The organism is Acidovorax sp. Root267 (assembly GCF_001429215.1).
Classification (GTDB): domain Bacteria; phylum Pseudomonadota; class Gammaproteobacteria; order Burkholderiales; family Burkholderiaceae_C; genus Acidovorax; species Acidovorax radicis.
Map to the genome: position 1 here is coordinate 477,920 of NZ_LMJC01000012.1, position 15,170 is coordinate 493,089.

Consider the following 15,170-nt stretch of genomic DNA (forward strand, 5'->3'; position numbering starts at 1 on the left):
CGGTCCACAAGATCACCCGTATTCAGGAGAGCCGCCCATGAACGCCCGAGTCCCCGCCCACGCCCTTCAACCCGCCCTGGCCCTTGAAAGGGTCAGCCAGGCGTGGGACAACGACATCGTTCGTCAGCTCACCGACTACATCGCCATCCCTGCCAAGTCGCCCATGTTCTCGCCCGACTGGGCCGAGCAGGGCCTGCTCGACACGGTGGTGCGCAATGCTGCCGCGTGGGTCGAATCACAAAAGGTCGCAGGCCTCACGCTCGAGATCGTGCGCCTCCCAGGCCGCACCCCCGTGCTGTTTTTTGAAATCGAATCCACGCAGCCCGGCGCCACCGACACGGTTCTGATGTATGGCCACCTCGACAAACAACCCGAGTTCAGCGGCTGGCGCAACGACCTGGGCCCCTGGACCCCCAAGTACGAAGACGGCAAGCTCTACGGCCGCGGCGGCGCGGACGACGGCTACGCGGTGTACGCCAGCATCGCCGCGGTGCAGGAATTGAAGCGCCAGAACGTGCCGCACCCGCGCATCGTGGGCCTGATCGAGACCTGCGAGGAAAGCGGCTCGCGCGACCTGCTGCCCTACATCGATGCCTTGAAGCCCCGCATGGGCAACGTGGCACTGGTGGTGTGCCTCGATTCGGGTGCGGGCAACTACGACCAGCTGTGGCTCACCACCAGCCTGCGCGGCATGGCCACCGGCACGCTCAAGGTCGAGATCCTGACCGAAGGCATCCACTCCGGCGACGCCTCGGGCCTCGTGCCCTCGTCGTTCCGCATCATGCGGCAGGTGCTTGATCGCCTGGAAGACAGCGCCACCGGCCGCCTGCTGCCCCAGAGTTTCCATTGCGAAGTGCCTGCCGACCGCGTGGCCCAGGCCCGCGCCACGGCGGCCATTCTGGGCGAAGAGGTGTACAAGCGTTTCCCCTGGGCGCATTACGACTGCGGCGGTTCCACCACCTTTGCGCTGCCCACCACCACCGACCCGCTGCAGGCCCTGCTCAAGCGCACCTGGGAACCTACGCTCAGCGTGACCGGGGCCGAAGGCTTTCCCGCACTGCAGGACGCGGGCAATGTGCTGCGCCCCTACACCGCCTTCAAGCTCAGCCTGCGCCTGCCGCCCCTGGTCGATGCTGGCCAGGCCGTGCAGGAGCTCAAGGCACTGCTCGAAGACAACGCGCCCTACCAGGCCAAGGTCACCTTCCAGGGCACCAGTGGCGCCACGGGCTGGAACGCCCCCGCCACCACGCCCTGGTTCGAGCAGGCGCTCAACGAAGCCTCGCAGGCGCACTTCGGCGCGCCCTGTGGCTACATCGGCCAGGGCGGGACCATCCCGCTCATGAACATGCTCAGCGAAGGTTTTCCTGCCGCGCAGATGATGGTCTGCGGCGTGCTGGGCCCCAAGAGCAACGCACACGGTCCCAACGAGTTTTTGCATGTGCCCTATGCCAAGCGCCTCACGGCCTCGGTGGCGCAGGTGATTGCCTCGATGGCGCAGCAGGTGGTGGCACCGGCGGCTGTTGCGGGCTAAAGCTGTCTCTTCCTACCCCTTGCCCGGCCCTTCGCGGCCCCCTCTGGAAGCCCGGGGCCTGTGCCCCGGGCTGCACGGGGTGTGCTGTTCCTGACGGATCTCTCCTTCTGCCATGACCTCTGAAGAAACCCTTCCCTCCACACTCACCACCTTCACCGCCAGCGATGGAGAGAACCTGGCCGTGCAGGACTGGCCCCTGCCGGAAGGCGAGCCCCAGCGCGGCACCGTGCTGCTGGTGCATGGCCTGGGCGAACATGTGGGCCGCTACGACGCGGTGGCGCGGCGGCTGAACGCCTGGGGGTTCGCAGCGCGCGGCTACGACCAATACGGCCACGGCGAATCGAGCGGGCCGCGCGGCGGGCTCACCTCGGACCTGCGCCTGCTGGACGATCTGGCCGACATGGTCGATGCCACGCGCGCCCGTTTGCCCGCCGGCCAGCCGCTGGTGTTGCTGGGCCACAGCATGGGCGGGCTGGTGGCATCGCGTTTTGTGGCGATGAACCTGCGGCCTGTGGACGCGCTGGTGCTGTCATCCCCCGCACTCGATGCGGGCCTGGGCGCCGTGCAAAAACTGCTGCTGGCCACGCTGCCGCGCATCGCGCCCAACCTGCGCGTGGGCAATGGGCTGGATGCACAGTACCTTTCGCACGACCCCGCTGTGGTGGCTGCCTACCTGGCCGATCCGCTGTGCCACGACCGCATCAGCGCACGCCTGGCGCGTTTCATCGCCAACGGCGGCCCCGCCACCGTGGCCCGCGCCGCGCACTGGTGCGTGCCCACGCTGTTGATGTGGGCGGGCGGCGACAAGCTGGTCAACCCGGCGGGCAGCCGCGCCTTTGCAGCGGCCGCACCCAAGGCGCTGGTGCACGCGCATTGTTTCGAGCCCCTGTTCCACGAGCTGTTCAACGAAAGCCCGGAACTGGCCGATCCGGTGTTCGACCTGCTGCAGCAATGGCTCGTGCAGCGCTGCCCGGTGGCCTCCTAAGAACGTGTTCACGATCTCCCAGGAGTCGCGCAGCGGCCTTGGCGGGATGGGATGCTAGGCGCGGTGCGCAGCCAATAGCTTGGCTATTGGCAAGCTGCATGGGCATGAGCCCATGCGGTGCATCCGAAGCATCCACTCATCCCGATTGCGCTCCAACGCGACCCCTGCGAGATCGTGAACACGTTCCAAGCGCTGCCACCCAGAATTTCAAATAAAAATGGCCGCCAGCGCTTATTCATCAAGCGCTGGTAGATATCATTTTTGTAGCAAACCGCCCAGCATTCCGAACAGGTCGTTCGATGTGCCAAACCCGCCCTGCGGGGCCTCGCCGCGTGGGCTGAGCTGGTCGATCAGGCCCGGCAGCACCTGGGCCAGCTGGCCTGCGGCGGCTCCGGGGCCTACGCCCAGTTGCGACGCGATCTGCGACAGCGGGCCGCTGCCCAGCACATCGGACAGCTGCTCGCCCGAGATCGCCTGGTTGGGCCCCGCGCTGAGCCAGGACGCAATCACATTGCCCAGCCCAGCCTGCTGAAACTTGGCCATCAGGCCCGGCAGGCCACCCACCGGGCCGTCGTTGCTGATCAGGGACATCACGGCCTGCACCAGCTGCGGGTTTTGCGCGGCCATGCTGATCAGCCCCCCCAAGCCACCTCCGGCCCCACCGGACGCAGCGGCGCCGCTGCCGCCTTGCGATGCATTGTTGATGACGGCACCCAGAACGGAATCGAGCAAACCCATGGTGTTCTCCTGCAGAAGGAATAAAAGACAACCGCAGAGCGGCCGGACCGTGACCACGGTCTGCTAACTGCCGATGGTACGCAGGCAGGGGCTGGCTGCTGTGTCAACAATCGTGAATTCTTCTACCGCAGGCCCCTTGGCGATAGGCAAGCGGGTGCCGAATGCCACGAAACACCTGGTTCAGGTGCGTGGCAGAGCGACTGCGTTAGTGGGCGCGGGGTGGGCGCTTGTCCAGCAGCGGCGTGCTCACGCCTTGCACCCCCACCAGCCCCAGCACCGTGACCAGCGAGCTTTGTGCGCCCTTCCAGGCATCCGTCAGGTCGATCCATTCGGACAGCGCGTGGAAACCGCCCGTCTTGCCGCCGCCCCCGATCACGATGGCGGGGATGCCCAGCGACATGGGCACGTTGGCATCGGTGCTCGCGCCGCCCAGCACCGTCTTGCGGCCAAACGCCGTGTTGGCGCGCACGGCCGCTTCCACAATGACCGAATCCGCCGCCGTACGGCCACCGGGCCGGTCGCCGATGAGTTTGGTCGATGCGCTCAGGGTGTTCACACCCCAGCGCGCGTTTTCTTCGGTCACCGCGCTGTCCACGGCGGCCAGTACCTGCTTTTCGGTGGCCAGCATCGGGGCTGTTTCGTCGGAGCGGATGTCCACCGCCATGCGCGCATCGGGCGCGATGGTGTTGACGGATGTGCCGCCGCCCACCGTGCCCACGGTGAAGGTGGTCTTGGGGCTCTTGGGGGTGCGGATCTCGGCGATCTTGGCAATGGCGCGGCCCATGCCGTGGATGGCGCTGGGCACCTCTCCAAACGCGGCGTAGCTGTGGCCGCCCGGGCCCTTGAAGGTGACTTCATGGCGGTGGCTGCCCGTGCCCAGCACCAGCACCGTGCCGTCCGGCGCGGGCTCCAGCGCCACCAAACCGTCGATGTCGAGGTGCTCCTTGAACAGGTGCTTCATGCCGCGCAGGTTGCCCAGTTCTTCCTCGCCCACATTGCCCACAAACACCAGGTCGCCCACGGTGGCGATCTTCTGGTCGTTCAGCATCTTGAGCCACGACAGCAGCACGGCCAGGCCGCGCGTGTTGTCCGAGATGCCGGGCGCATACAGCTTGCCGTCGCGCTCCTTCACCTTCACGTCGGTGCCGGCCGGGAACACCGTGTCCAGGTGGGCCGAGATCACGAGCTTGGGGCCGTTGCCCGTGCCCTTGCGCACGCCCACCACGTTGCCTTCGGCGTCGATGGCGGCGCTGGCCAAGCCCAGGGTCTTCAGGCGTGCGAGGAACGCCTCGGCGCGTTTTTGCTCCTTGAACGGCGGGGCCTCGATCTCGGTGAGCATGCGCAGGTCTTCGGTGGCGCGGTCGTGGTCGGCCTTCACTGCGTCGAGCAGCTGCAGGATCTGGGGCGCAGCCATGAGCTGGCCATAGGCCTTGTCCACGGCGGGACGCAGCGCGGTGGGCGTGGGCGCCACGGCGCCGAACTGTGCATAGGCTGCAGAGGGCAGCAAGGCGGCGCAGGCGAGGGCCATGGCACCAGCAAGGGCTGTGGCACGGAAGGTATGGAGAGGGAGAGTCATGGTGATCCAGCGAAACACGAACACAAACGGAAGGAGTGACCGGCCTGTCCAGCCATCGTGGATGGAGCCGTGGGCCGGCACGCAGGGCCATGCAATTGTTGGACCGAACCCAACCCGCGGGCTCTGCTTTAATCTGTCCAGCCGACAGTTTTTCTTACATGCGCCGACACATCCCCAGCACCCGCGCCCTGCTCGTTTTTGATGCCGTGGCGCGCCACCACGGTGTGAGCAAGGCCGCCGAAGAACTCTGCCTCACGCACAGCGCCGTGAGCCAGCAGCTGCGCCTGCTGGAGGGCCAGCTGGGCCTGCAACTGGTGCAGCGCGGCTCACGCGGCTCCACGCTCACCGAGGTGGGCCGCCGCTACCACGGGCAGATCGTGGGCGACCTGCTGCGGCTGCAGAACCACACGCTCGAAGCCATGGCCCAGCGGCCCGATGGCGCGCGCCTGCTGGTGGGCTGCGTGCCAGTGTTTGCCGAGCGCTGGCTGTTGCCCCGGTTGCCCACCTTCCTCGCGCAGCAGAAGGGATGCAGCCTGCATTTGCAGGTGTACCCCACGCAGATCTACATGGCGGAGGTTCCGTTTGATGTGGCCGTGCAGTACGACGACGCGGCCTGGCCCGGGGTGGTGCCCGCGTCCCTGATGCCCGAGGTCTGCGTGGCCGTGTGTGCACCGCAATCGCGCCACCGCCGCGCGATGGAGCGCGGCGACTTCCGCGCCGTGCCGCTGCTGCAGCTCAGCTCGCGCCTGGGCGCGTGGGACGAATGGTTTGGCCGTGCCGGCATCACGCGCATCCCCGGCCACACTTTGGGAGGCCACCGATTCGACCTGTTCTCGATGCTGGTGGAGGCGGTGCGCGCCGACTTGGGGCTAGGCGTGGTGCCCCGGTACTTTGTCGAGCGCGAACTGCAGTCGGGCGAGCTGGTGCTGGCCCATCCGCACCACGACAGCGGCGTGCGCGGCTACAGCCTCTTCGTGGCGCCGGGGCGTCTGGAAGACCCTGCGGTGGCGGCCTTTGCACAGTGGCTGCGCACCACCGTGGCGGCGGAAGGCGCCACGGCTGCCGTGTCCTCAGGCGCTGGTTGAAACGCGCTTGCGCTGCACGCCCAGCCAGGCCAGTGCCAGCCCCGTCACCACAATCGGCACCAACGAGCCGGCGTTGAGCAGCGTCCAGCCCTGCGTGGTGACCAGCACGCCCGACGAGAACGCACTCAGCGCCAGCGTGGCGTACACGCAGAAGTTGATGGCCGCCTGGGCGCGGTCCTTCTCCTCGGGGCGGTAGGCCGTCATGGCCAGCGTGGTGGAGCCGGTGAACAGGAAGTTCCAGCCCACACCCAGGAAGAACAGCGCAATGCCGAAGTGGTGCAGCTCCACCCCCATCAGCGCCACGGCCACGCAGGCGAAGTTGAGCAACACCCCCGTGCCCATGATGGGCAGCACGCCAAAACGCTTGATGAGGTGGCCAGTGACAAAGCCGGGCGCGAACATGCCGATCACATGCCACTCCAGCACCAGTGCCGAGGCGTCGAAGTCAAAGCCACACACCTGCATGGCCAGCGGCGTGGCCGCCATCAGCAGGTTCATCACGCCATAGCCCAGCGCGGCGCCCACAATGGCCACGATGAAGGCGGGTTGGCGCATCAGCACAGAAAGGGGGCGCCCTTGCTCGCGTTGCCCCGCAGCATTGAGCACCACAGGCTGCGCTTCGAAACGGATGGCTGTCATGCACAGCATGGACAACAGTGCCACACCGATGAGCGCTATATAGGCGCCCGCAAACGGCACCGGGAACAGCGTGCGCGTGGCGCTGGCCAGGTTGGGGCCTGCCACGGCGCCCAGCAGGCCGCCCGCAAGCACCAGCGAGACGGCCTTTTCGCGGTAGTCCGGCTTGGCCAGTTCGGCGGCGGCAAAGCGGTACAGGCCGCCGTTGGCGCTGTAGTAGCCCGCCACCAGGGTGGCCGTGCACAGCAGCCAGAAGCTGGCGCTGAACGCCGCCCAGGCACACAGGGCGGCCGATGCCACGGCCACGGCCAGCCCGACTTGGAACGACACCTTGCGGCCCCAGCGCATCTGCGTCCTGGCCACCAGGGGCGTGGACAGCGCGCCGCCCACCACGTAGCCCATCACCGGCAGCGTGGCCATCCAGCCAAAGGGCGCCAGCTGCAGGCCCACCAGCCCATTGATGGCGATGAAGACGACGTTGTTGGTCAGGAAAAGGCCTTGGCACAGGGCCAGCAACCACAGGTTCTTGTTCACGGCAGGGCAGCGCTTGGAGCGGGCAGAAGGGCGTTAAGGGACGGCGGCATAGATGCAAGTCAAGGCCGGACGGCAGTGGGATGCGCCGGGAAGGTGGGGCATATCAAAACCCGACTGCTTTGCTCCAGCATTGTGCACCGCCGTTGATGAAGATCAGCGGATGCGTTGGGCGGCCCCCGTATGGTGGCGCCCAGTGCTGTGGCTCCCCACCGGGGCCAGCGTTTGAATGCTTGTGATGGAACCCCTGAAATCGATGGAGGCTGCGCTGCCTGAGGCCCCGGAGCCCGCCTCGCCCGCCCTGGAACTGGTCTGCCCCGCGGGCAGCCTGCCCGCCCTGAAAGCGGCCGTGGACCACGGCGCCAACTGCGTCTACCTGGGCCTGCGCGACGCCACCAACGCGCGCAATTTTGCGGGCCTCAACTTTGACGAAGCGGCCATCGCCCAGGGCATTGGCTATGCCCACGCGCGCGGCTGCAAGGTCTTCATGGCGCTCAACACCTACCCGCAGGCCGCCAACCCGGGGCCGTGGCGCAGCGCACTGGACAAGGCGGTCGACCTGGGCGTGGACGCGGTCATCCTGGCCGACCCGGGCCTCATGCAATACGCGGTGCAGCGCCACCCCCGGCTGCGGCTGCACCTGTCGGTGCAGGGCTCGGCCACCAACTACGAGGCCATCAACTTCTACCGCGAGCAGTTCGGCATCGTGCGCGCCGTGCTGCCGCGCGTGCTGTCGATGGAGCAGGTGCGCCAGGTCATCGACCGCACGCCGGTCGAGATCGAGGTGTTCGGTTTTGGCAGCCTGTGCGTAATGGTCGAGGGGCGCTGCGCGCTGTCGTCGTATGTGACCGGCGAATCGCCCAACACGCACGGCGTGTGTTCACCCCCGAAGGCCGTGCGCTGGGTGGAGACGCCGCAGGGCCGCGAGTCGCGCCTGAACGGCGTGCTCATCGACCGCTATGCACCCGGCGAAAACGCGGGCTACCCCACGTTGTGCAAGGGCCGTTTCGACGTGGGGGATGACGAGAACTACTACGCCATCGAAGAGCCCACCAGCCTCAACACGCTGGAGCTGCTGCCCCAGCTGCTCAAGATGGGCGTGCGCGCGATCAAGATCGAAGGCCGCCAGCGCAGCCCCGCGTATGTGGCGCAGGTCACCCAGGTCTGGCGCGAGGCCATGGACCAGTGCCTGGCCTATCCCCACCGCTACGCGCCCAAGACGCGCTGGATGGCCAGCCTGGACCAGGTGGCAGAAGGCCAGCAGCACACCCTGGGGGCCTACCACCGCCCCTGGAAATGAAATGATCAGGCGACAACCCCCTGAGCCGCTGCGCGGCTTCCCCCTTCTCTCTACGCGCTTCGCGCTAGGGGAAGGGGGACAACGCGAGCGCACGCCAGCGAAGCGCCGCATACGCGGCTTGGCGGCCCTTGCGCGGCGTCCCCTGGCCTGGATCGCGCCAGATCGAAGGTCGGTGCGCCGCTTTGAATCCGAAATATCACGATGAAACCCCGGAGACCGCCCCATGAAACTCTCTCTCGGCCCGCTGCTGTACTACTGGCCCCGCGACACCGTGTTCGCGTTCTACGAGGCCATGGCCGCCACGCCCGTGGATGTGGTGTACCTGGGCGAAACGGTGTGCTCACGCCGCCATGAGCTGCGCCTGGTCGACTGGCTGGCGCTGGCGCGCATGCTGCGGGACGCGGGCAAGGAGGCGGTCTTGTCCAGCCAGGTGCTCATCGAGTCCAGCGCCGACGTGGGCGTGATGCACAAGATCACAGGCAACGGCGAATTTCTGGTCGAGGCCAATGACATGGGTGCGGTGAGCTGCCTTGCGCGTGCACCCGCCGGGCCGCAGGCCTTTGTGGCCGGACCGCACCTGAACCTGTACAACGCGCACTCGCTGCAATGGATGGCGCAGCTGGGTGCCACCCGCTGGGTGATGCCACTCGAAATGTCGCAGGACGCCCTCTCCGCCGTGCTGGCGCAGCGGCCCGCAGACATCGAGACCGAGGTGTTTGCCTACGGGCGCATGCCACTGGCCTATTCGGCACGCTGCTTCACCGCGCGCCACCGCAACCTGCCCAAGGACGACTGCCAGTTCAGCTGCCTCGACCATGCTGACGGACTGCCGCTGCGCACGCGCGAGAGCGAGGGTTTTCTGGTGCTCAATGGCACACAAACGCAATCGGCCCGCGTCTACAACCTGGCCAACGAATTGGCCGCGATGCGCGCCCAGGGTGTGGACGTGGTGCGGCTGAGCCCGCAGGCGCACCATATGCCGCAGGTGATCACCGCGTTTGACGAAGCCCGCCGCGCAGTGGTTGCGAAAGAGACTGCTGAAAAGACCCCCGACTTTGTGGAGCGCATGCAGCCCTTCATGCCCGATCTGCCCTGCAACGGCTACTGGTTCGGGCGCCCAGGCCTGGAGCAGGGGCTGCAAGGGGCCGCGGGTGGTGGTGCCGCGCGGCCTGCGATGAATCCATAACGCGAAGCGAATCACCGCATGTACCCCGGAGAACGCTTCAACAGCATCAGCCACCTGGTCGGCGCCCTGCTGGCCACGGCGGGCGCGGCCGTGCTCATCACGCTGGCGGCGCGCCTGGGTGACCCGTGGAAGGTGGTCGCGTTCAGCATCTATGGCGCCATGCTGGTGGCGCTGTACGCGGCGTCCACCGCGTACCACAGCGTGCGCCGGCGCGCCATCAAGGCCGTGCTGCAAAAGCTGGACCACTGCAGTATCTATCTGCTGATCGCCGGCAGCTACACGCCGTTTGCGCTGGTGTCGCTGCGCGGGCCCTGGGGCTGGTCGTTGCTGGGCATGGTGTGGGGCCTGGCCCTGCTGGGCATCGCGCAGGAGATCTGGTGGGCACGGGGTGCGCGCGTGTTGTCGCTGGTCATCTACGTGCTCATGGGCTGGCTGGCGCTGGTGGCTGTGGTGCCGCTGTGGCACGCGCTCACGCCCGGGGGTTTTGGCGGGCTGCTGGCGGGTGGGGCCTGCTACACGCTGGGCATCGTCTTCTATGCGCTGGACCACCGCGTGCGCCATGGCCACGGGCTGTGGCACCTGTTTGTGCTGGGCGGCAGTGTCTGCCATTTTTTCACCGTGTTTTTCTACGTGGCCTGAGGGCCCGTCTTCTACCTATGGCTGCTTTCCCTTCTTCGCCCACGCCTGCCGCGAACCCACGGCTGGTGCCGCCGCCCGTGGGGGCTTTGCTGTCGCGCCTGCCTGCCTACCCCGGCTCGATGCTGCTGGTGACGGCGCTCAACCTGGCGCTCGCGCGGCACCTGCCTGGTGATGTGGGCCGCTTGCTGCTCCACAAGAAGATGCGGGTGCAGGTGCGCGATGCGCGCGTGGCCTTCGACTTTGCCTGGACGGGCCAGCGTTTTGCACCCCACGCCCCGCTGGTGGCCCCTGCGGTGGCCGACGTGACTCTGAGCGCCACGGCCCACGACTTCCTGCTGCTGGCCCAGCGCCAGCAGGACCCGGACACGCTGTTCTTCAGTCGCCGCCTGTCGATGGAGGGCGACACCGAACTGGGCCTGGTGGTGAAGAACGCGCTCGACGCCATCGAGCTGCCGGTGCTGGACCCGCGCCAGTGGGCGCAGAAGTTGGCGCCGCGCCAGGTGCTGGGTCACCTGCGGCGCCGCCTGGACCCGACACCACGCAACGGAGGGTGAGCATGACCACCGACACCCATCCCCAGAACCACCCTTTGGTCTATTCCTGCTCCGGCTGCTCCAGCGCCGCGCAGCTGGCCAACCACGTGGCGCTGCAGCTCGACCGGCACGGCGTGGCCGAGATGTCGTGCATTGCGGGCGTGGGGGGCGATGTGCCGCACCTGATGAAGATCGTGCGCTCAGGCCGGCCCATCATCGCGCTCGACGGCTGCCCTCTGGTCTGCGTGAAAAGCACGCTGGCGCGCCACGGCATTGCGGCTGACCGGCACTACCAGCTGCAACAGTACGGCGTGAAGAAGCGCGCGCACGAAGACTTTGACCCCGTGCAGGCCGCGCTGGTGCTGGAGCAGGTGGAGGCCGACCAGCAGGCCCAGCCCCTGCGGCGCCCCACTGTGGTGGAGGCCTCCCATGGCTGAGCCCAGCACCTTGCGCCGCATCATCGTGGGCATCTCCGGCGCCAGCGGCGCCGTGTATGGCGCGCGCCTGCTGCAGGTGCTGCAGGGCCAGAGCGGCATCGAGACGCACCTGGTCGTCTCCGACGCCGGCTGGCGCAACCTGCAGCACGAGCTGGACATGGACCGCCCTGCGGTGGAAGCGCTGGCGCACCGCGTGCACGACGTGGCCAACGTGGGCGCGGCGATTGCGAGTGGCTCGTTCCAGTGCCATGCCATGGTGGTCGCGCCGTGTTCCATGCGCACACTCGCCGCCATTGCGCACGGGCTGGCCGACAACCTGCTCACGCGCGCGGCCGATGTGGCGCTCAAGGAGCGCCGCCGCCTGGTGCTGATGGTGCGCGAGTCGCCCCTGCACCTCACGCACCTGCGTAACATGGTGGCCGTGACCGAGATGGGCGGCATCGTCTGCCCGCCGCTGCCCGCCTTCTACCTGCGCCCGCAGACCGTGGGCGAGGTGGTGGATTACAGCGTGGCCCGCGTGCTCGACCTCATCGATGTGCCGCACGACCTGGCGCCGCGCTGGGTGGGCTTGGAATTGAATGCTCTCTAATTGATAGCTGTCAGCGCATGATGAATAAGCGCTGCCGGCCTATTTTGTTCGAATATTGGTACTGATATGGCCTACCGCGACCTGCGCGACTTCATGGCCCAGCTCGAAGCCACGGGCGACCTGCGCCGCGTTGCGGAGCCGGTTTCGCCCCACCTGGAGATGACCGCGCTCAGCGACCGCGTGCTGCGCGCAGGCGGCCCGGCGCTGCTCTTCACCCAGCCCACGGGCCACTGCATGCCGGTGCTGACCAACCTGTTTGGCACCACCGCCCGCGTGGCCCGCGCCATGGGCGTGGCCGACCTGCACGGCGTGCGCGCCCTGGGCGAACTGCTGGCCACCCTCAAGGAGCCCGAGGCCCCCAAAGGCTTCAAGGACATGCTGGGCATGGGCCAGCTGCTCAAGACCCTGTGGAACATGGCACCCCACACCGTGGCGCGCGGCGCACCCTGCCAGCAAGAGGTGTGGGAAGGGCCCGATGTCGATCTGGCGCGCCTGCCCGTGCAGCACTGCTGGCCCGGCGACGTGGCTCCGCTCATCACCTGGGGCCTGACCATCACGCGCGGGCCGCGCAAGGCCCGGCAGAACCTGGGCATCTACCGCCAGCAGGTGCTCTCGCGCAACCAGGTCATCGTGCGCTGGCTGGCCCACCGGGGCGGGGCGCTGGACTTTGCCGACCACTGCGCCGCCCACCCCGGCCAGCCCTACCCCGTGGCCGTGGCGCTGGGGGCCGACCCGGCCACGCTGCTGGGCGCCGTGACGCCCGTGCCCGATGCGTTGAGCGAGTACCAGTTCGCCGGCCTGCTGCGCGGCGCGCGCACCGAAGTCACGCCCGCGCTGGGCGTGCCCCTCTCGGTGCCCGCCACCGCCGAAATCGTGCTCGAAGGCCATATCCAGCCCGACGCTCAGCATCCGAGCGGCTGGCAGCATGCGCTGGAAGGGCCGTATGGCGACCACACCGGCTACTACAACGAATGCGCCGAGTTCCCCGTGCTCACCGTGGACCGCATCACCCTGCGCAAGGACGCGATCTACCACAGCACCTACACCGGCAAGCCGCCCGACGAGCCTGCCATGCTGGGCCTGGCGATGAACGAGCTGTTCATCCCGCTCTTGCAAAAGCAGTTCCCCGAGATCGTGGATTTCTACCTGCCGCCCGAAGGCTGCAGCTATCGGCTAGCGGTGGTCAGCATCCGCAAGGCCTACGCAGGTCACGCGCGGCGCGTGATGATGGGCGTGTGGAGCCACCTGCGCCAGTTCATGTATACGAAATTTATCGTGGTGGTGGACGACGACGTGGACGTGCGGGATTGGAAGGATGTGATCTGGGCCATTACCACCCGCATGGACCCGGCGCGCGACACCCTGCTGGTGGAGCACACGCCCATCGACTACCTGGACTTCGCCTCGCCCGTGAGCGGCCTGGGCAGCAAGATGGGGATGGATGCGACGAATAAGTGGCCAGGGGAGACGCAGCGGGAGTGGGGGAGGCCGATGCGGATGGAGGAGGGAGTGGCGGCGCGGGCGGAGGCGCTGTTTGCGGGGTTGGGGTTGTGAGGTGTACCGCCAACGCCTTGCAAATGTTCGATGAGGGGCACCCGACGCGATTTCTGACGTCTGATGACGTTGGCTTGATCGACCAATTTGGCGCGTTGCACTTCTCATGACGTTAGTTCTTGTACATGCCGCATAACTCTGGCAGACAGGATGAAGAGGTCTTTTGCGGATATCTGATACTTCTCCGAAAGTTCGAATATCAACGTTGCATTGTCCTCTCTGCCTGAGCCGGGATCTGGATAGCGACCTGCCCACATCAGGAAGTGAGTTAGCAAGGCAAGAATTGCTTTGTCTTTTTCGCTGAGGTCGGGCATGAAACTGGAGAGTTTCACCAAATCATGGTGTCTATGCTTGCGCTCTTCTGCGGAGTATGTTTCCACCCCAAGACGCAAAATGAGCATAGCCTTCAAGCAGATTTCCAGGCTATAGCCGACGAGCATAAGGCCGACGGCACAATACTGGCTATCGCACACGCCTCTGGTTAAAGCGGGCATGTGCTCGACATTCGGCATGTTCCGAATAACTGTTGCCGCTGCCTCAGAGAGTGCGTGAGCTTGACTCAACCAAAGGATTGGGGACTTCAGATCCTCGCTTGTGGGTGCCTTTGTCGGATCTCCTGGAAACCCGGCAATCTCTTGTGCAATAACCCAGCGTTGCCACGCAAGGGCTGAGTAGCCAAACGGGTCAGCTGCGAATTGGTCTCGATTCGGGCTGATGTGGGTAAACAGTGGATGCACGGTATTTACAGTCTAAACGTGGAAGTCACCGGCGCCGCGCAGCTTTGGCATTTAGCGTCAAGTGGATTGCGGCGTTAGCAGTCTGGATCAAATTCATCATCAAGCTTTCTGGTTATGCAGCCTCCGCATGCCGAAAGAGAATTCCAGTCAACGATGTGATCTGGCCAGCCATACAGCTGTCCGGGAGTGGCGACAAGTGAGCGGACCCAAGAAACAAACTGATCAAAATAAGGTGCGTTCGAGTTACTTCGGTGACCTTGAGTTTGATGGCAGATTGAGAGTAGGTCGTCAGGAAGCTTTGCAGCTCGACTGCCAAAGTAGTAGAAATCTTTCGATATCAAAACGTTCTTGCCACTGAGATCGATTGAGACGTTTCTTGGACCATGAACACCAGCTCTTTGAACGGGCGCACCACCCGAAAAATCGTAGATGCAATCGCCAAGACGCTCTTGGAGAGCGGTACTCCGAATATTCGGAATCCGGTGCAGCCAGCGGGTGCTGGCTTGAAGGTCGTAGTCTCGCAAAGACAGAACCTCTTCGACGCGCATGGCATACACCAAGTGGCCGCTTAAATCGCCGCTTGGCGCATTCGTTGAGCCAAGGCCTGCAATCCAATCGTTCCGTTTTGCAACTCGTCGAATACCGGGCTTGCAAATGGCGAGGGAGCACATGCCATGGAACGGATTCGGGGCAGCCCCGTCGTCGACTCGAATGGTATAGGTGAATAGTCGTGGCATAAACCTCCGTGACTTAGCCCGCAAACCAGGTTGCAAAACAAAGTGGGACTATGGGGGATATTTCGGACACTATCTCTTACGCGGGTGGCTTGTAGCCGGGGGTTGGAGGGCGCTGTGCTGTCGGAACCTCCAGGTATAGAAGCTTCGCAAAATTCGGCGAGCCCCACCTGCGCAGACTATACCGAGCGAGTCCGCAAGCCAGCAATTCCAAGGGCAGGATCACTTTGCCGACCGCGCCCTGCGAGCGCGAGGGTGCATGCCTTTCTCTGATTGGCTGGATGAGTCACCCAGACGACAAGTACCCACCGCGTTGTTTGCGACGATGTGCCAGCCCCAGCACAGAGGGCTCTGCACCGGCATCCCACGGATGCCGCGA

At 66.0% G+C, this 15,170-nt stretch carries 15 protein-coding genes; 10 read left to right on the top strand and 5 right to left on the bottom strand.

Going from position 1 to position 15,170, the window contains the following annotated elements; genetic code table 11:
- Positions 1–37: 37 nt before the first annotated feature.
- Together ASE39_RS11725 and ASE39_RS11730 are read left to right on the top strand one after the other, a co-directional pair.
- A complete protein-coding gene (locus ASE39_RS11725) occupies positions 38–1,531 on the top strand; it encodes a M20 family metallopeptidase (RefSeq protein ID WP_057227723.1) in 1,494 nt (497 codons plus the stop codon).
- A 112-nt stretch (positions 1,532–1,643) separates the two neighbouring features.
- Positions 1,644–2,516, top strand: coding sequence for an alpha/beta hydrolase (locus ASE39_RS11730; protein ID WP_057271241.1), 873 nt, complete (start codon positions 1,644–1,646; stop codon positions 2,514–2,516).
- Positions 2,517–2,771: 255 nt separating this feature from the next.
- Here the strand turns inward: ASE39_RS11730 and ASE39_RS11735 are convergent, their stop codons facing one another.
- Both ASE39_RS11735 and ASE39_RS11740 read right to left on the bottom strand, forming a co-directional pair.
- Positions 2,772–3,254, bottom strand: coding sequence for a YidB family protein (locus ASE39_RS11735; protein WP_010464850.1), 483 nt, complete (start codon positions 3,252–3,254; stop codon positions 2,772–2,774).
- Positions 3,255–3,459: 205 nt separating this feature from the next.
- Positions 3,460–4,830, bottom strand: coding sequence for a M20/M25/M40 family metallo-hydrolase (locus ASE39_RS11740; RefSeq protein WP_057271458.1), 1,371 nt, complete (start codon positions 4,828–4,830; stop codon positions 3,460–3,462).
- A gap of 158 nt (positions 4,831–4,988) precedes the next feature.
- Here ASE39_RS11740 and ASE39_RS11745 point away from each other — a divergent pair, with 158 nt between their 5' ends.
- Entirely contained in the window at positions 4,989–5,915 is a 927-nt protein-coding gene (locus tag ASE39_RS11745; RefSeq protein WP_057271242.1) for a LysR family transcriptional regulator, read from the top strand.
- Here ASE39_RS11745 and ASE39_RS11750 read toward each other — a convergent pair.
- Positions 5,901–7,085: an MFS transporter gene (locus tag ASE39_RS11750; RefSeq protein WP_057271243.1), complete on the bottom strand. Its 1,185-nt coding sequence runs from the start codon at positions 7,083–7,085 to the stop codon at positions 5,901–5,903. The genes ASE39_RS11745 and ASE39_RS11750 overlap by 15 nt on opposite strands.
- Positions 7,086–7,338: 253 nt before the next feature.
- Here ASE39_RS11750 and ASE39_RS11755 point away from each other — a divergent pair, with 253 nt between their 5' ends.
- From ASE39_RS11755 to ubiD, 7 genes are all read left to right on the top strand, one after another.
- Complete coding sequence (locus ASE39_RS11755; RefSeq protein WP_057271459.1) at positions 7,339–8,382, top strand: peptidase U32 family protein; 1,044 nt, start codon at positions 7,339–7,341, stop codon at positions 8,380–8,382.
- Between the two features lie 223 nt (positions 8,383–8,605).
- On the top strand, positions 8,606–9,568 hold the full coding sequence (locus tag ASE39_RS11760; protein WP_057271244.1) for a U32 family peptidase: 963 nt from the start codon (positions 8,606–8,608) through the stop codon (positions 9,566–9,568).
- Between the two features lie 18 nt (positions 9,569–9,586).
- Positions 9,587–10,207: a hemolysin III family protein gene (locus tag ASE39_RS11765; RefSeq protein WP_057271245.1), complete on the top strand. Its 621-nt coding sequence runs from the start codon at positions 9,587–9,589 to the stop codon at positions 10,205–10,207.
- A gap of 17 nt (positions 10,208–10,224) precedes the next feature.
- Positions 10,225–10,761 carry an SCP2 sterol-binding domain-containing protein gene (locus ASE39_RS11770; protein ID WP_057227710.1) on the top strand — a complete coding sequence of 179 codons (537 nt, stop codon included), beginning with the start codon at positions 10,225–10,227 and terminating at the stop codon, positions 10,759–10,761.
- A gap of 2 nt (positions 10,762–10,763) precedes the next feature.
- Entirely contained in the window at positions 10,764–11,177 is a 414-nt protein-coding gene (locus ASE39_RS11775; RefSeq protein ID WP_057227708.1) for a putative zinc-binding protein, read from the top strand.
- Positions 11,170–11,766 carry a UbiX family flavin prenyltransferase gene (locus tag ASE39_RS11780; protein WP_057227706.1) on the top strand — a complete coding sequence of 199 codons (597 nt, stop codon included), beginning with the start codon at positions 11,170–11,172 and terminating at the stop codon, positions 11,764–11,766. The genes ASE39_RS11775 and ASE39_RS11780 overlap by 8 nt, the downstream gene beginning before the upstream one ends.
- Positions 11,767–11,832: 66 nt before the next feature.
- Positions 11,833–13,320: a 4-hydroxy-3-polyprenylbenzoate decarboxylase gene (gene ubiD, locus ASE39_RS11785; RefSeq protein ID WP_057271246.1), complete on the top strand. Its 1,488-nt coding sequence runs from the start codon at positions 11,833–11,835 to the stop codon at positions 13,318–13,320.
- A gap of 104 nt (positions 13,321–13,424) precedes the next feature.
- Here the strand turns inward: ubiD and ASE39_RS11790 are convergent, their stop codons facing one another.
- Both ASE39_RS11790 and ASE39_RS26380 read right to left on the bottom strand, forming a co-directional pair.
- On the bottom strand, positions 13,425–14,057 hold the full coding sequence (locus ASE39_RS11790; RefSeq protein WP_242421417.1) for a HEPN domain-containing protein: 633 nt from the start codon (positions 14,055–14,057) through the stop codon (positions 13,425–13,427).
- A gap of 74 nt (positions 14,058–14,131) precedes the next feature.
- Positions 14,132–14,794 (bottom strand): hypothetical protein, encoded by a 663-nt coding sequence (locus ASE39_RS26380; protein ID WP_140426753.1) that lies wholly within the window; start codon positions 14,792–14,794, stop codon positions 14,132–14,134.
- Positions 14,795–15,170 lie beyond the last annotated feature (376 nt).